Raw genomic sequence first — 16050 nt, 5'->3', positions numbered from 1 at the left:
TTACTCGGCCTCCAGCACGGTGTGCTTGGATTCGGATACCGGCGCGCCCGGAGGCGTCGCTTTCTGCTTCGGCTCCTCCTTTTTCCGATCATCCGGGAGTTCGACGGCCGAACCGGGTTCGAGGCGATAATATCCGGCGGTAACGACCAGCTCTCCGGCCTTCACGCCGCTCTCGATGACAGCCTGGCCATCTTGGATTTCGCCGACGACGAGATCGCGCCGTTCAGCTTTTCTGTCGGGCCCGACCACATAGGCGAATAATTTATCGGGTCCGCGCTGGACGGCTGCATCGGGAATAACGACGACATTCTTTTCCGTCGTGATCAGCAGGCGCGTCGCGACGGTTAGCCCGGGCCAAAGAGTCATTTCCTTGTTCGGGAATCTCCCCTTCAGCTTGATCGAGCCGGTAGTCGTGTCGACTTGGTTATCGACAAGCGAAAGCTCGCCCTTCGCGAGTTCTTGTTTGCCGTCCGACGTGAATGCGGTGACGGCCAACGGTCCGTGCTTCAGCTCATCGAGGATGCGCGGGAGGCGTTCTTCCGGCTCCGTGAAGATCACGGCGATCGGCTGAATTTGCGCGATGGTCGCGACGCCGCCCGTGTCTCCCGCGTGGATGATGTTGCCCTGATCGACGAGACGGAAACCGACGCGGCCGGAGATCGGGGCCTTGATAGTCGTGTAGACGACCTGAACCTCCGTATTTGCAATCGCTCCGGCATCGGCCTTGAGGAGAGATTGCTGCTGCGTGATGTTCGACCGCTGCGTGTCGATCTGTTGTTGCGTGGTTGCGAGCGTGCCGACTTTTTCGAAACGCTCGAGATCGCGCTTCAGGTTGGCGAGGTTGGCCTCGTCCTGCGCCTTCTTGGCGACGGCTTGATCGAGAGTGGCCTGATAAGGCCGCGGGTCAATCTGGATCAGAAGATCGCCGGCCTTGACGAATTGGCCCTCGTCGAAGGCGACCTTGGTGATCTCGCCATCAACGCGCGAGCGAACCGTCACCGTATTCCAGGCTTGCACCGTACCGAGGCTGTCCAAATAGACCGGGAAGTTCTTTGTGGCCGCGGCCGCGACCGTGACGGGCACGCGCTCGTCCGCACTTTTTTCCACCGTCCGTGTTTCGGCGCGGTGATGCTGCCAGACCCAATAGCCACCGCCAGCCAAGCCCGCCAACAAAACCAGCCAGATAAAAGTTCTAACGAGCGACCTCAACAGGACTGCTCCATGCGTGGCAGCGGAGAAGTTGTGAGGCGGACAGCCCGCCTCCAATAAACGACGGTTCAGGACGGCTGTTCCGTCGGACGTCGTTTCACATTTCCCGCCGCAACACGGCCGAGAAACATTCCGCGTACGGATACTATTGGGATTTCGATGTCCGATGTCGACCAAGATGGCGTTTATTTAACGGGGCTCTGCCTTGGTGTGCTCGGCGTGAAGATCGAGGGATCCCTGACTCGCACGGGATGGCGCTCGCCGGGTTCGCATAGTACTCGCGGTTTACCGCGAGCGGCGTCTCCGCACGTCCCTAGACCTCAATTTGCGTGAGCATCGCGGTAAACAAAATCCACGGATTTTAAGCTTCTCTCGCGCGGGCATGACGCGCGTCAACGATGACGCGCGACCAGCGTTCCAAAGGCGGAGGAATGGGCGTCGTTGCCCTTCGCGCGCCGTTACGTGGAGCGGGAAGCACTTACCTGCGCCGCGCATTCGGAGCGCTCGCCCAAAAACCGTAGTATCCGGTCCACAAGCTCGTCCGGGCAGCTCGAGCTGTTCAGAACAATTTCCGGAGTTTTCGGTGGTTCGTATGCGGACGAAACGCCCGTGAAGTTCGGGATGAGGCCTTGACGCGCCTTCTTATACAGACCCTTCGCGTCCCGCTTTTCGCAGGTTGCCAAAGGTGTATCGACATAGACTTCTATGAATTCGTCCTGATCAAAAAGCTCTCTTGCCTTTTGCCTCTGCTCGATGAGCGGCGAGATCAGCGAGACGATCACGATCAGTCCCGCGTCAACCATCAGCTTCGCAACTTCGGAGATTCTACGGACATTCTCCATCCGGTCTTCAGACGAGAAATCGAGATCGTTGCAGAGGCCGTTGCGGCAACAATCTCCATCCAGCACGAACGTATGGCGGCCGGATGCATAGAGCGACTCATCAAGAAGGTTTGCCAGAGTGGTCTTGCCCGCTCCCGATAGGCCGGTGAACCAAATGCAACACGCCCGTTGTGCCTTCAGATCGGAGCGGTGCACCTTGGTGATGGCAGAATCCTGCCACTGTAAGTCACCCGCTTTGTGCGAGGGGCGTTGGGGCGCTTCAACTTCTAGAATTTGAGATTGCGCTCTCGGCATCGGTCTCCCCTAGTGCTTTTAGGGACAGGCTAACTGCAAATGGGTCGTCGCGAAGTATGTGAGCGCCGGGAAATCGGATATTTCGGTGCTTATGACAGATTGGCCACAATATTTGTTGGGGAATATGGAAAATTATTCCTACCTGCTGGCGGGGCGCAGAAGGTGACATATGCGTTAGACCCGACCGGAAGCATTTTCCAGAAAGCAGCTAACGCCTCACCATTCATATCCAAAGTAGTCGAGTTCAGCCTTGGCGTGCTTCTCGACATAGGCACGCGCAGCCGAGTTTAGGTAATCCCGATGGCTCGCCGTGCGCGGGCGCAGCCCTGCTTTGGCGTCGGGGAGCGCGAGTGGCTCCTGGATGCCCAATCGATCAAGGGTCGCGCGGAGACCGGATTCAAGTTCTTCGTAACGAATGAAGTGGTCGAGGAGCACATTTTGCCCCGAAGCATACATGAACCAGTTGGTCAGCATGACTGGCGGGATCTTGTTGAGAATATAGTCGTTGACCCGCTCCTTGGTGTGATCCGACGTTTTCCGGTTGTTCCAGAAATACTGGCTTATCGCCCGGTCGTAGGGGTTACGCACGACCGTGAACTTGAAATACTCGTTCCAGATTTTTTTCGGCAACCCGCGCCGAATCCGGAACGCCGGCATGTGATCATAGAAGGTCACGCGGGGACGATGATGCTTTTCCAGCGGAACGAACGGCGGGATCGGCAGAGACACATAGGCAGCCCGGTGGAGCGGGATTCGCAAATTGCGCGGCCTGCGAGATTCCAAAAATTGCGCGTATTTCGGATCCTTCGCTTCCATGCCTGGCGTGACGATGTCTTCAGGTCCGCAGAAAAGGGAAAGCTGCATCTCCACGCTTGAGCCGCCCGTCTTGCCCGTTTTGACAAAAATGAACTTGTGACGGTGCGAGACGATCATTTCCAACCCTGAGTGCTTGTGAAGTGGCGCGAAGCGGTTCCGCTTTTGAGACGGCAATCGCATGACTCGCGTGATGATAATGTACTTATTTTCCCTCATCCACGGGGTTGTTCGAGGATGAGGTGAAAATTGCCGCCGCCGAGCGCAGGGGCACGCCCCGCTGTTTCGATGCGGCGTCAGATCAACAGGAACCCAAGTGTTGCCAGCGCCATTGCGATGGTTGCGATCCAGCCGATTACGAGCAGCGGGCGCGGAAGCGTTAGCCGCCCCATGATGTGAGGGTTCATCGCCATCACCATCATCACGGCCATGAGCGGCGCTGCCAGTATTCCATTGACCACTGCGCTCCAGTACAGCGCCTTGATGGGATCGATGGACGTGAAATTCAGCAACACCCCACCGAGCGTCGCGACCGCTATCGTCGCATAGAACGCCTTGGCTTCCTGTAACTTGTAATTCAGACCTTGCCTCCAGGAGAAAAGCTCGCTCACCCCGTAAGCGGCCGAACCAGCAAGCACCGGTACGGCCAGCATGCCTGTGGAAATGATCCCGATCGCGAAGAGTGCGAACGTGAATACGCCCGCCGCAGGGCGCAGTGCTTCCGCGGCTTGCGCAGAGGTTTGGATATCGGTCACGCCGCTCGCGTTCAACGTCGCCGCCGTTGCGAAGATGATAAACAGGGCGATGAGGTTCGACACGCCCATTCCAACCATCGTGTCGATGCGAATGCGCGAAAGCTCCGGACCCGCATCTCGCGGCGTGACGCACAGGGGCTTGACGTGACGCCGATGCAGCTCTTCCACTTCCTGTCCCGCCTGCCAGAAAAACAGATATGGGCTGATCGTCGTGCCGAGAACAGCGACGAGGGCCATGGCATGGGGACCATCAAATTCGAAATGCGGAACAAACGTTCCGAAGAGGGCCGTTCCCCAGGGCACATGTGCCGTGAAAGCGACGCCCACATACGTGAACAAGCAGAGCGTCGCCCATTTGAGCACGGCAGCGTACCGTGCATAACTCATGAACGTCTCGAGTAGAATGCACACGATGCCGAACAGCACGGTGTAGACGCGTTCCTGGCCCCCGATCAGCAAACCTAATGCAGCACCCATGGCGCCAAGATCGGCACCGAGATTGATCACGTTCGCCACGAGCAAGAGAAAGACAACGCCGCGGAGCAGCCACGGCGAATAGTGCCGTCGCAAATTATACGCGATGCCGTGACCGGTTACGCAGCCGATCCGTGCGGCGATTGCCTGGATGGCGGTCATCAGTGGAAAGCTGAACAACATGGTCCATGCGAGGCCGTAGCCGAATTGCGCTCCGACCTGGCTGTAGGTCGCGATGCCGCTCGGATCATCATCGGCGGCACCGGTGACCAACCCGGGTCCCAATCTCGCGAAGAACCCGACCGATGGGGGCGCCGCAGTCGCGACACCATTGGGAGGACTGATATCAGCAGTCGTTTCAGTCGCGTTCGGATCCGTAGACATAGCCGAACCCCTTCCTGCGGAGGATTTGAATTCGATACCGCCAGCTTAAGAGGCCGGCAAAAATCATTTGCGTGCTGACCGCTTCAAGCCGCGATTTGCGTGCCACTTCTACCGCAACGGCGCGCTGTGGTGAATGTTCGACGCGGGGCGCCCCGTCAAGACAACATCCAGACACGCGGTTTCGAGCCAAATATTAAGTACCAACTGGCTAGTTCGAGAAGTCTATTTGCGGGCTCAGCTCCATCCACATTTCTTACTCCAGGGTGGCCTCGGATGCAGCGCCGGGGCGCGTGCGCTGCAAGTTCAGTGGAGTTTACCCATGAACATCGCTTCAAAACATATCGCTGCCGCGGTCGGTTCTCTTGCGCTCCTCGCCGTTGCTGCACCAATCGCTAACGCGAACTATTTGGGCTTGGCGGACGGCAACCCTGGACCTGCCGATATCTGGGCTGCGACACATCCGGAGTTCGGTAAAGTTGTGCATTCACGTCGCGCAACGATGGGGCCGGGAGGTTGCGAGCATTACCGGGAAGCAGCGTTGGATACCGGATCGCGACGCATGTGGCATCGCTATCAGGCTTGCGCCGGCGAATGAACCGGGCCTCACCGGTCCGCTGAAATGACCGCGCGATGAATTTGGTTTCGTGCAGTGCCTCGCATCTTTTGACAAAGGACGGGAGGCAGTCGTTGCTACCTCTTCTTCTTACCCGGAATGGATCGATCTCAAGGCAGGCCGCTGCCTAATGGTTGCCCATCATGGTCTGACTAACATGGTCTGGCCAACGCCGCCTGCGCCGAACCAAAGCGATTTGACGAAATCGCAGCGCGTGCGGTCTGTGACCCGCCCGCTGGAGCCAATGCCATTTCCCCTTACTGAAGCTCTTGTCCGCAGCCTCCTCGCCGTCGAGCGCGAGGGTGCGTTGCGCAATTTCGGTTGACGATCCTTCGGCGTCCGTCGATGAACGCGGAATGCGAACGGTTGCGCAATGCGCTGCCGGTCAGACCGGATTTCAATCGGAGAGCGGACTTCATGATCATCAGGCGGGAATTTTACATCAACGGATCCTGGTGCTCTCCCTCGCGTCCTCGCGACTTCGAGGTCATCAATCCCTCAACAGAGGAACCGTGCGCGGTCATCTCGCTTGGCTCGCAGGAAGACACAAACTCGGCTGTTGCGGCGGCAAAGGCGGCATTGCCCGCCTGGGCCGCGACACCTCCAAGCGAGCGCGCGCGAATTGTGTCGCGCATTCTCGATCAGTACGAAGCACGGCTTGCCGAGTATGCTTCCGTCATTGCGATGGAGATGGGGGCGCCGATCGATTTCGCCCTGTCTGACCAAGCACCCTGCTTGCCGTGGCACACCGGCAATTTCCTCAAGGCATTCGATAAGATCGAATGGATCAGGCCCCTCGGCCCCCACGCGCGCCGAGTTGCGGTGACGCTGGAACCGATTGGTGTCGTCGGTCTCATTACGCCTTGGAATTGGCCGGTCAACCAAATCGCGCTGAAAGCAATCCCGGCGATGTTGGCCGGTTGCTGTTGCGTTTTGAAACCGTCCGAAGAAGCGCCGCTCAATGCGATGCTCTTCGCCGAGTTTTGCCATGATGCGGGCGTTCCGGCTGGCGTCTTCAATCTAGTCAACGGGGACGGTGAGGGCGTTGGCACCCAACTTTCGACCCACCCAGACGTCGAGATGATCTCTTTCACCGGGTCGACGCGAGCCGGCAAGGCGATTACTCGAGCCGCGGCCGAAACGCTCAAGCGCGTCGCCCTCGAACTTGGTGGCAAAGGCGCGAATCTCGTTTTCGCCGACGCGGACGAGCAAGCCGTTGCGCGCAGCGTGCGCCGGATGATGGAAAATTGCGGCCAATCCTGCAACGCGCCTTCGCGAATGCTCGTCGAACGCAGCGTGTATGCGCAGGCGATCGAAAAAGCTGTTGCGACTGCGGCGTCGATCAAAGTCGGTCACGCCGACGAACACGGGCCCCACATAGGACCGCTGGTCAACAAGCGGCAATGGGATCAAGTCCAGGGATACATCCAGAAAGGATTGGACGAAGGTGCAAGGCTGGTCTGTGGAGGCCTAGGCCGGCCGGAGGGCTTCAATCCGGGTTACTTCGTCAAACCCACAATCTTCGCCGATGTTAAGCCCGGCATGACGATCGAACGCGAGGAGATTTTCGGCCCCGTGATGGCAATGATCCCGTTCGATACCGAGGATGAGGCCGTCCGCGTCGCTAACGATACGCCTTATGGCCTTACCGACTATGTGCAAACCGGCGACGCGTTAAGGGCGAACCGTCTTGCGCTCAAGTTGAAGGCTGGAATGGTGGAGATGAACGGAAAGTCTCGCGGGGCCGGATCCTTTTTCGGCGGCATGAAGCAATCCGGGCGCGCGCGCGAGGGCGGCATCTGGGGGATTGAAGAATTCCTCGAGTCAAAAATCGTTTCCGACTACGATTTTTCCCTCGAAGACGCTTAGCGATAAAATTCACGCGCGCCGCCCACACTTTGCCGACTGTGCGACGCGCGTGCGGCGTAGGTTGCGAACGCGCGAAATTCTCGCGATCCGCCAAAATTTCGAGCAGTCGAAGAGATGAGCTTCTACTGACGTAGCGGAGTCACGTCAGAAATGGCCCCGGTTCACGCCGTATTCCTGACGTTTCCCAATCTGGCATCGATGTTGCAGCGCCTCCCCTCGAAGCGCATTTCGCAAGGGGACGGATGTATCGCGAATTTTCGGTCCAAACCACGCCTCTGCCGCAACGAGCCCGGACATGGCAGGAAGCCGTATCCCAAATTATCTTGCCGTTCGAAGCCTCGTTTCGGCATCCAGACAGCTTCAACGCAATCCTGCGAAATTGGGATCTTGGAACCGCGTCGCTGACGTGGATGCGCACAGATGCGGTCCGTTACATTAGAAGAGTCGGCCACGTCCAAAGCGATCACGAAGAGAATATTCTGGTTTCCTTCTCTTCGCATTCCGACGTCTGCTTCGAGCAAGACGGCATTCGGCTTCAATGCCCGAAGAAGCAGTTCTTTATCGAAAAGGGCCGAGAACCTTCGGACTTTCTGCAAACCGACAGCAACGAAATTTGGGTGCTCAAGATACCGCTGGCATCCGTCAAAAGGCACATCCGATCCCTCGACCCCTTCTACGGGAGATTATTCGATGGGGATTCCGGCGTCGGCGGCCTCTTGTTCGACATGGTGCAGCAAGTACCTCACCGGTTCGGATTTTCGGATGACCGCTCGGCGGAAGGGGTCGGCAATACTTTCATCGAGCTTCTGGTCCTCGCGATCGAGTCTCACAATCGTGCGGTGAATAGCTCACAATCTTCGGTGCAACGCGCGCACCTAAGCCGCGTCGAGCGTTTCGTAAAGCAAAACATCGGCAATCCCAATCTTTCGCTCGAGATGATTGCGGGTGCCTGCAATATCTCGGTGCGCTACCTGCACACGCTTTTTCAAGGCAGCGGGACCTCGATCGCGCATTGGATCAGGGACATGCGGCTGGAGGCTTGCCGGGCGCAACTGTCGGAAACAAATCGACGGGAACGCATAAGCGAGATCGCATACCGGTGGGGCTTCAGCGATCAAGCTCAATTCAGCCGGCACTTCAAATCTCGTTATGGAATGACGCCTCGAGAAATGCGCGCGACCGCGGAACGAGATACGCTGAACAAGTGCTCACCGATCATCCCTTAGCACCGCAAAAAGCCGTCCGATTGATTGCTCGGCCGCAATCGGTTCGCGAGCTTGCCGATGCCACGCGCTCATTCTCATGTGGCATGCCGGCTGGGACGTTCGTTTGGCAAATTCAAAACTCTGCGGTGCACTATCGCGCAATGGTTTGTGCACTCATTCGCAAGTTGACGCCGGTCAGACTGCTATCGTGTCAGCCAAGTCGACCGGCACCTGAGACGACGGTCTCGCCAATCGGACAAAGCACACCACGACTTCCCAAACACCCGAGCCACCTTGGCTGTTCGGCATCGCCGGCGGCTTGCTGGACATGTGTATCAATTCTCGATTGAAGCAACCCAGGAAACATCGATGCACAAGCGCTTCATCACGACGGTCATCGCTCTCACTGCATGCTTGGCCTTCTCTTTGACGCCCGCGCGGGCCGAAAAGAAGGATCATTTTCGGGTCGCATGGTCGATCTACGCCGGGTGGATGCCATGGGGCTATCTAAAAGACCAAGGCATTTTGAAGAAGTGGGCGGACAAGTACAGCATCACCATCGAACTCGTCCAACTCAACGACTACATCGAGTCCATCAACCAATACACAGCCGGCAAGTTTGACGGATGCGCCATGGCTACCATGGACACGCTGACGATCCCGGCTGCGGGCGGCGTCGACACGACCATCCTCATCATGGGTGATTACTCGAACGGCAACGATGGCATGGTTATGAAAACCGGAAAATCCGTTGCCGACATCAAGGGACAGAAAGTCAATCTCGTCGAGTTCTCCGTTTCGCATTATTTGCTTGCCCGCGCGCTGAACAGCGTCGGCCTGACAGAGCGCGATGTGACCACCGTCAACACATCCGAAAGCGACTCGGTATCTGCATTCACCAGCTCGAGCGACATTCAGAACATCGTGAGCTGGAACCCGATGCTGAGCGACATCAAGAAAGTGCCCGGTTCTACTTCCGTGTTCGATAGCTCCCAGATTCCTGGCGAGATCATGGACGTCATGACCGTCAACTCAGAAACGCTGAAAGACAATCCCGCTCTCGGCAAAGCACTGACAGGCGCCTGGTATGAAATGTTGGCTTTGATGAACTCCGGCACGCCGGAAGCGGAAAAGGCCATCGCCTCAATGGCGACGGCGTCTGGCACGGACGCCGCGGGATTCAAGGCGCAGCTTGCCATGACCTACATGTTCAACACGCCGGCGGATTCACTCAAGTTCCAGGACTCCRCTTCCTTGAAGAAGACGATGGATCTGGTCCGCACCTTCTCATTCGATCACGGACTGCTGGGTCAAAACGCAAAGTCAAAGGACGTCGTCGGAATCCAATTCCCGGATGGGTCGACAATCGGCGACGCGAACAACATCAAGTTCCGCTTCAACACGACCTTCACAGCGATGGCTGCAGAAGGAAAGTTGTGAGTTGACTCGCATCATAAACAAAAGGCCCAACCCGAGGATCGCACGCTTTCTCGGGTTGGTGCCATTCGGCGCGGTCATCATCCTGTATGTCATCTGCTCGGACATACGACTGCACGAAAATCCCAATGACAAGCTCCTGCCTTCCTTCGGCTCGATGTGGGCGGCAATCGGCCAACTTGCCTTCACCCCAGACGTCCGCACCGGCAACTATCTGTTTTGGGCCGACACCCTTTCCAGCCTGAAGAGACTCGCTTGGGGATTGGGCTCTTCGTTCGCGATTGCGATCGTCTTCGGCATGGCTTTGGGGCTCATCCCCTACGCCGCCGCTCTGGCCAATCCATTCGTCGCCGCGCTGTCATTGGTGCCGCCCCTTGCCCTTCTCCCCATCCTATTCATCGCCTTAGGGCTCGACGAGCTTTCCAAGATTTCCCTCATCATCTTGGGCGTGGCGCCATATCTCATTCGCGAGTTGGCATTGCGCATTGAGCAGATGCCATACGAGCTGTTGGTGAAGGCTCAAACCATGGGAGCATCGACGTTTCAAATCATCGTGCGGATCGTTCTGCCGCAAATGCTTCCGCGTGTGATTGATGGGCTTCGATTTTCGATCGGGCCGGCGTGGCTTTTCTTGATCGCCGCGGAAGCGATCGCATCGACGGACGGTCTTGGCTACCGCATTTTTCTCGTCCGAAGATATCTGGCAATGGACATCATCATTCCCTACGTCGCGTGGATTGCGACCCTCGCATTCCTGATGGATTTGGGACTTCGGGCTCTAAGCGCCCGACTATTCCCGTGGGCAAAGGCATCGACCTGATGAGCCAAATATCGATCAAGAGCGTCTGGAAGGAATACGGCGACGTCACCGTGCTGGAGCGGTTGGACTTCGAGATCCAGAGCGGAGAGTTTTGCGTACTCGTCGGACCATCGGGTTGCGGGAAGACGACTTTCCTCCGTCTCGTCCTTTCGATGGAGCCTATTACTCGCGGCGAAATTCTCATCGATGGAGTCAAGATCGCGTCGGAACCAGCGAGGGACCGCGGCATCGTATTCCAGCGGTATTCCGTCTTCCCTCACCTGACGGTTCTCGGCAATGCGATGCTCGGGGTGGAACTCGCCGAGGCGAAGTTCAGCGGACATCTCTTTAGTGGCAAACGTGGTCGCGCTCGAAACGCCGCAATCGAAATCTTGGCTCGCGTTGGCCTCGGCCATGTCCTGAACCACTATCCCGCTCAATTATCCGGTGGCATGCAGCAGCGTTTGGCAATCGCGCAAGCTCTCCTCTGCCAACCCAAGATTCTGCTTCTTGACGAAGCCTTCGGTGCGCTCGATCCTCCGACCAAAACTCAAATTCACTCGTTGATGCTGGAACTTTGGAAAGACCGGGGCATGACCGTATTCATGGTCACCCACGATTTGCACGAAGGCTTTTCACTGGGCACGCGCGTCATCGAATTCGGTAAAGTCCGACGTGATCCTCAGGCACCGGAAGCGTTTGGTGCGACGCTCGTTCGCGATGTTGATTTGAGGGGCCAAACGGACAAGGAACGGAGTCAGTCGCTCGCGTCGTGGGAGCGCAACACAAAGAGTCCTTCCGTAGTCGACATGCTTCAGCGCGGGCGAAACTAGCGCGCATTTTCTGAAGCGAGAATGATCTTTTGTCGATTAGCGTAGAGTGCGCAGAATCTCATTGGGACGATCCGCCAGTAGCTCTAATCCTGCTCGATACAGAGGCGAGCTATTCGACGGCCGCGTCGCAAGGGAGATACTGATAAATGCCTGCAAAGCCCTTCCATCTTGGCTGGTTCACGAACTTCACGTCCGATGAGTGGAACGGACCATTCTCCAATGGCGGCGCACCTTGGGACGGCAAGTTCTACCTTGAAATGGCGCAGTCGCTGGAGCGTGCGTGCTTCGACTACATCATGTTCGAAGACAAGCTCGCGATTTCAGAATCCTACGGTGGGACGGCCGAGATCTCTCTGAAGCATGCACTTGGTTTTTCCCCCAAGCATGACCCCGTCCCTCTTGCGGCAATGATCAGCGCAGCAACGAGGCATATCGGCGTCGTCGCAACCATGTCGACGTTGTCATATCCTCCGTTTTTGCTGGCCCGTCTCGCGTCGACCGTCGACAGCATTGCCGGCGGCCGCTTCGGCTGGAACATCGTCACGTCGGCGGAGAACGCCGCCGCGCAGAATTTCGGAATGGATGCCCTCCCGCCACGCGAGCTTCGCTACGAAATGGCGGATGAGTATATGGACGTTTGTTATAAACTCTGGAATTCGTGGGAGCCCGATGCGGTCGTTCGCGATCGCGCGACCGGCACCTATGCCGATTTCAAAAAAGTTCACACGGTCAACTTCGAAGGCAAGTTTTTCAAGTCCCGGGGGCCGCTCAACACGGTGCGGTCACCACAGGGAGTGCCGGCACTCGTACAAGCCGGTGGCTCGCCCAAGGGTCGCGACTTTGCTGCGAAGCATGCGAATGCCATCGTCGCGGTTGCACCAGGCATCGAGAAAATGAAGGAATACCGGGACGACGTACGGGCGCGCGCCAAAGCTCACGGACGTAACCCGGACGACATCAAGGTGCTCTTCCTGATCGCCCCCGTGCTCGCCGAGACGGAAGAAGAAGCGTTGGCCAAGGCCAAGCGCAAGTCTTCCGATCCCGTATTCCTGGAACAGTGCTTGGCCCTCATATCCGCGATTACCGATATCGACTTCAAGAAGTACGAGCTCGATAAGCCGTTACCTGAGAAGCTCCGCACGAACGGCGAGCAAGGCTCACTCGACATGTTCCAACAGTGGGGATCGAACAAAACCCTCCGTCAGCTTGTCGTCGAAGCCTCCGGTGGCATTGTCGCTTCGGTAGAACTCATCGGCACGCCAGAGCAGGTCGCGGATAAGATGGCTGACACCATGGCGCAAGTCGGCGGTGACGGGTTTCTCATTACGACGCCCGTACAATCCACGAACCGCCGCACGGTCATAGAGGTGTGCGACGGGCTCGTGCCCGCCCTCCAGCGCAAGGGCCTGGTTCGCACCGAATACACAGGGAAGACGCTCAAAGAGAATCTTGTCGCGTTCTGAGCCTTGTTGCGTTCCGAGACTCGTTGCGTTCAGGGCCTGGGCATTCAATGGCGGAGGGAAAAGCTTCAACCCTCCGCCGCTCTCGCGACACGGTCTGCTATACTTCAAGAACGCATTATCGAGACAGCGGCTATCAAGCCGCTTTCTCGGCGTAATTTAGCGCGTCATCGAATTGACGGATCACCTGCCCCAGCATTTCGGCATAACGTTGGTCCGTGATCAGCTCTGGGGAAGCCGGATCAATCACGCTTTCGATGACAAAGTGGCCCTGAACGCAGTGACGCGCGCCGAGCGAATGAAGGACAGGCCGCAAAGCGTAATCAAGCATGAGCGCATGCGCTAAAGTTCCGCCCGTCGCCAATGGAAGGATGGCTTTGCCGGAGAGCGCGTATTGGGGAAGCAGATCGAGAAATACCTTCAATAGGCCAGAGTAAGACGCCTTATAAGTTGGCGTCACCAACACGACGCCGTCGGCGACTTTGAGGAGCGCCGCGGCCTCAGCAATAGCAGGATCGCTCGTATCGGCCCGAACGAGCGCTGCCGGCGGCAAATCTCGCAATCGCAGGTGCCGAGCATCTATAGCGATCGACGACAAATGGTCTGTCACATACTCCGCCAAGGCCGCGGTTTTCGACTTCTCGGAAGGGCTCGACGATACGACAAGGACGGTTGGCATCGAAATCTCGCAAACTTGCTGGGTTGGGCTGTTGTCTCATACGACGATAAATGTTGCCTTAAGCAGATCTTGCGGCTGAACGCATAAGGTCTTGCGGTTCAGCGCATGCCAGCCAAGTCGACACTTGAACTCGCGAACGTTTATCAAGAAACTTGGACTTCAGCGCGCGAGATCTCGTACAGAATTAGGCGCGCCGAAATCCGACTAAAATACCTGCAAGAGACCCGGGCCCAATGCGAATCGCGGTTTGCCAAACAAGCTCCAACCCTGGAGACAAAGCGAAAAACATCGAGACCATTCGCGCGAGTGCCCGGACGGCTGCGTCATGGAAGGCGGATCTCCTCGTTCTGCCGGAATTGTTTTTGACTGGGTACAACGTCGGCTCGCGTCTACGAGAACTTGCTGAGACAAGAGACGGTCCATCTCTCAGATCAATCGGAGAGATCGCACGCAAAGAATCTTGCGCTATTGCCGTGGGCTTTCCCGAGATAAGCGGCGACGAACTTTTCAACTCTTCCGCGTTATTCGATGCGCAAGGCAATCTCGCGGCCGTCTATCGAAAAATCCACCTGTTCGGCTCCGACGAAAAGAAACTCTTCGCTCCCGGCAACGAACTGATCGTCGCTCGCCTTGGAGATCGCGTTGTCGGCATGGCGATCTGCTACGACATCGAGTTCCCCGAGATGGCGCGCGAACTGAAGCGGCGCGGAGCAGATATCATCATCGTTCCTACAGCGAACATGGCTCCCTATTTTCAGGTTCCAACGACGTTCATTCGCGCCCGCGCGCTCGAGAATGGCGTGTTTGTGGCTTACGCGAACCTCTGCGGGTGTGAAGGAGATCTCGAGTACACCGGACTGAGCGGCATCACCGGGCCTGATGGGATCGATTTGGCGAGAGCGGGGCCTCGTGGGGAGGCATTGCTGCTCGCACAACTGCCGGATAAGAGCCCGGGCGACCTCTTCTCGACGCAGATCGAAGACTTACAGCTTCCCTTTCCGCGGTAGAACCGGCTTCCGGCACCAACAGCGCGGCCAAAATCGGAGATAAGGTTTCCTGAATTTCTTATTTGGGAAGCCGCGCACGCTCGTGTCTAGTCGCCGGACGTCTGTCGCCCACGGACTCTGCCATCTGAGACGAGGCGCGACGCGTTGGCGTTTGCCGATGTTCTCACCACAGATGTGCCGATAATGTCTGAAGTCCTCAATGACGCCAATTGGTACGTCAAGCTCGGCAGCGCTGCAAAATCGGCTGGCACTCCTGCGTTCTACGCGAACATGCTCCGGCTTCTCGGATCGGGGATCACGCACGAATATGGGTTTGCGGTTCGCTACGGGAATGCGGACTCGACGGATGTACTCTGCACGACAGGACATCCTGATTTTATCGTCGACGAGTACAAAGCGACTTACCATCACGTAGATCCGTTTGGCCGCTTCTGGCGCTCGACACGGCGCAAGGGGCTGGTGACTTCGGAGGAAGCGATAAGCGATACCGCGGAGACCCGTCTATATACGAGCGTATTTCAAGGACGGGCCAAAATAGCCGACGAAATCGGAATTGTATTTCCATCGCCCGGGAAAACGTGCATCGCACTATTTCTCGAAAGCTCCGATCGGAAATTCTCGGCCGAATTGGCGGCTCATATAAAGAGGATCTTTCCGGCATTGGAGGGTCTTCATTTCGCGCATCTCGCGCGGTCCTTCGGCAAATTATGTGAATTGTCACCCGGCGCGGACAAAGCAACAGCGCCTCCCCTTTTGCTCACGGACCACCACGGTCAGGTCGTCTACCGCAGTGCCAGCTGGCGCGAAGCTGAGGATCGAGAGCCGCGTCTTGTCGATATTCGCAATGATATTCGCACGATCGACCGAGGCGATATCGAGATTTCGGAAACCATGGGCCTCAAGGTTGCGCGGCTTCCGGATGACTTCTCCATCGCGCCGGAAGGCCATATTTACGTGCTGAATTGGCGTCCTGTTCGTCAGCACACCGAGACCCTCGGCTCCTCAGACGGCCTTGCAATCGCCCCGCTTACGAAGCTTGAAGGTGATGTTCTGGCGCTGATCAAATTGACGAAATCGTCGGGCCAGATCGCCATAGAGCTCGGGATCGCCAAGGGCACCGTCAAGAACTACAAGCAGCGGCTCTACCGCAAGTTTGCGGTCAACTCCGAGCGCGAACTCTTGGGCTTGCTCTCCAAACCGCAAGTCTAGTTTTATGCCGGATTTACCGGCTGAAAAGCATAGCGAATATTCGTATAAGCCGTAATTACTGGAGAAATTGCCAATAGTGCCATTCGGCACTATTGCTCTTGAAAAAGCGACAATCCTAAATCGTCCCGGAATTCATCTGAACGCGCGAGTGCAATCTCGCGCAAGACC

General features: G+C 57.2%; 15 protein-coding genes. 9 read left to right on the top strand and 6 right to left on the bottom strand.

The window, feature by feature from the left end; all coding sequences use genetic code 11:
* From AC1DK3_RS01790 to AC1DK3_RS01775, 4 genes are all read right to left on the bottom strand, one after another.
* A complete protein-coding gene (locus AC1DK3_RS01790) occupies positions 1 to 1212 on the bottom strand; it encodes an efflux RND transporter periplasmic adaptor subunit (protein WP_477192849.1) in 1212 nt (403 codons plus the stop codon).
* Positions 1213 to 1667: 455 nt separating this feature from the next.
* Positions 1668 to 2345, bottom strand: coding sequence for an adenylyl-sulfate kinase (cysC, locus tag AC1DK3_RS01785; protein ID WP_477190586.1), 678 nt, complete (start codon positions 2343 to 2345; stop codon positions 1668 to 1670).
* A 216-nt stretch (positions 2346 to 2561) separates the two neighbouring features.
* On the bottom strand, positions 2562 to 3278 hold the full coding sequence (locus tag AC1DK3_RS01780; RefSeq protein ID WP_477190585.1) for a sulfotransferase family 2 domain-containing protein: 717 nt from the start codon (positions 3276 to 3278) through the stop codon (positions 2562 to 2564).
* Between the two features lie 176 nt (positions 3279 to 3454).
* Positions 3455 to 4771, bottom strand: coding sequence for an NRAMP family divalent metal transporter (locus AC1DK3_RS01775; protein ID WP_477190584.1), 1317 nt, complete (start codon positions 4769 to 4771; stop codon positions 3455 to 3457).
* A 319-nt stretch (positions 4772 to 5090) separates the two neighbouring features.
* Here AC1DK3_RS01775 and AC1DK3_RS01770 point away from each other — a divergent pair, with 319 nt between their 5' ends.
* From AC1DK3_RS01770 to AC1DK3_RS01760, 3 genes are all read left to right on the top strand, one after another.
* Positions 5091 to 5366, top strand: a complete 276-nt coding sequence (locus tag AC1DK3_RS01770; protein ID WP_477190583.1) for a hypothetical protein — start codon at positions 5091 to 5093, stop codon at positions 5364 to 5366.
* 435 nt (positions 5367 to 5801) lie between these two features.
* Positions 5802 to 7253 (top strand): aldehyde dehydrogenase family protein, encoded by a 1452-nt coding sequence (locus AC1DK3_RS01765; protein WP_477190582.1) that lies wholly within the window; start codon positions 5802 to 5804, stop codon positions 7251 to 7253.
* Between the two features lie 242 nt (positions 7254 to 7495).
* Positions 7496 to 8479 (top strand): helix-turn-helix domain-containing protein, encoded by a 984-nt coding sequence (locus tag AC1DK3_RS01760; protein WP_477190581.1) that lies wholly within the window; start codon positions 7496 to 7498, stop codon positions 8477 to 8479.
* Positions 8480 to 8653: 174 nt separating this feature from the next.
* Here AC1DK3_RS01760 and AC1DK3_RS01755 read toward each other — a convergent pair whose 3' ends face one another.
* The gene (locus AC1DK3_RS01755) at positions 8654 to 8788 is read right to left on the bottom strand and encodes a hypothetical protein (RefSeq protein WP_477190580.1); all 135 of its coding nucleotides are present in this window, start codon (positions 8786 to 8788) and stop codon (positions 8654 to 8656) included.
* A gap of 39 nt (positions 8789 to 8827) precedes the next feature.
* Between AC1DK3_RS01755 and AC1DK3_RS01750 the strand changes: the two genes are divergently transcribed.
* The 4 genes from AC1DK3_RS01750 to AC1DK3_RS01735 all read left to right on the top strand — a co-directional run bounded on the left by AC1DK3_RS01750 (position 8828) and on the right by AC1DK3_RS01735 (position 12990).
* Positions 8828 to 9898, top strand: coding sequence for a putative urea ABC transporter substrate-binding protein (locus AC1DK3_RS01750; RefSeq protein ID WP_477190579.1), 1071 nt, complete (start codon positions 8828 to 8830; stop codon positions 9896 to 9898).
* A gap of 1 nt (position 9899) precedes the next feature.
* Positions 9900 to 10715, top strand: coding sequence for an ABC transporter permease (locus AC1DK3_RS01745; protein ID WP_477190578.1), 816 nt, complete (start codon positions 9900 to 9902; stop codon positions 10713 to 10715).
* Entirely contained in the window at positions 10715 to 11527 is an 813-nt protein-coding gene (locus AC1DK3_RS01740) for an ATP-binding cassette domain-containing protein (protein ID WP_477190577.1), read from the top strand. The genes AC1DK3_RS01745 and AC1DK3_RS01740 overlap by 1 nt, the downstream gene beginning before the upstream one ends.
* Positions 11528 to 11673: 146 nt before the next feature.
* Entirely contained in the window at positions 11674 to 12990 is a 1317-nt protein-coding gene (locus AC1DK3_RS01735; protein WP_477190576.1) for an NtaA/DmoA family FMN-dependent monooxygenase, read from the top strand.
* A 133-nt stretch (positions 12991 to 13123) separates the two neighbouring features.
* Here AC1DK3_RS01735 and ssuE read toward each other — a convergent pair whose 3' ends face one another.
* Entirely contained in the window at positions 13124 to 13666 is a 543-nt protein-coding gene (gene ssuE, locus AC1DK3_RS01730) for an NADPH-dependent FMN reductase (RefSeq protein ID WP_477190575.1), read from the bottom strand.
* A gap of 233 nt (positions 13667 to 13899) precedes the next feature.
* Here ssuE and AC1DK3_RS01725 point away from each other — a divergent pair, with 233 nt between their 5' ends.
* On the top strand, positions 13900 to 14673 hold the full coding sequence (locus AC1DK3_RS01725; RefSeq protein ID WP_477190574.1) for a carbon-nitrogen hydrolase family protein: 774 nt from the start codon (positions 13900 to 13902) through the stop codon (positions 14671 to 14673).
* Positions 14674 to 14856: 183 nt separating this feature from the next.
* Complete coding sequence (locus AC1DK3_RS01720; protein WP_477190573.1) at positions 14857 to 15882, top strand: helix-turn-helix transcriptional regulator; 1026 nt, start codon at positions 14857 to 14859, stop codon at positions 15880 to 15882.
* Positions 15883 to 16050: the final 168 nt, after the last annotated feature.

The sequence above is a fragment of the Hyphomicrobium sp. 01T421 genome (assembly GCF_056398805.1).
The sequence above is the reverse complement of the archived record's forward strand: the minus strand, read 5'-3'. Positions and strand labels throughout refer to the sequence as shown.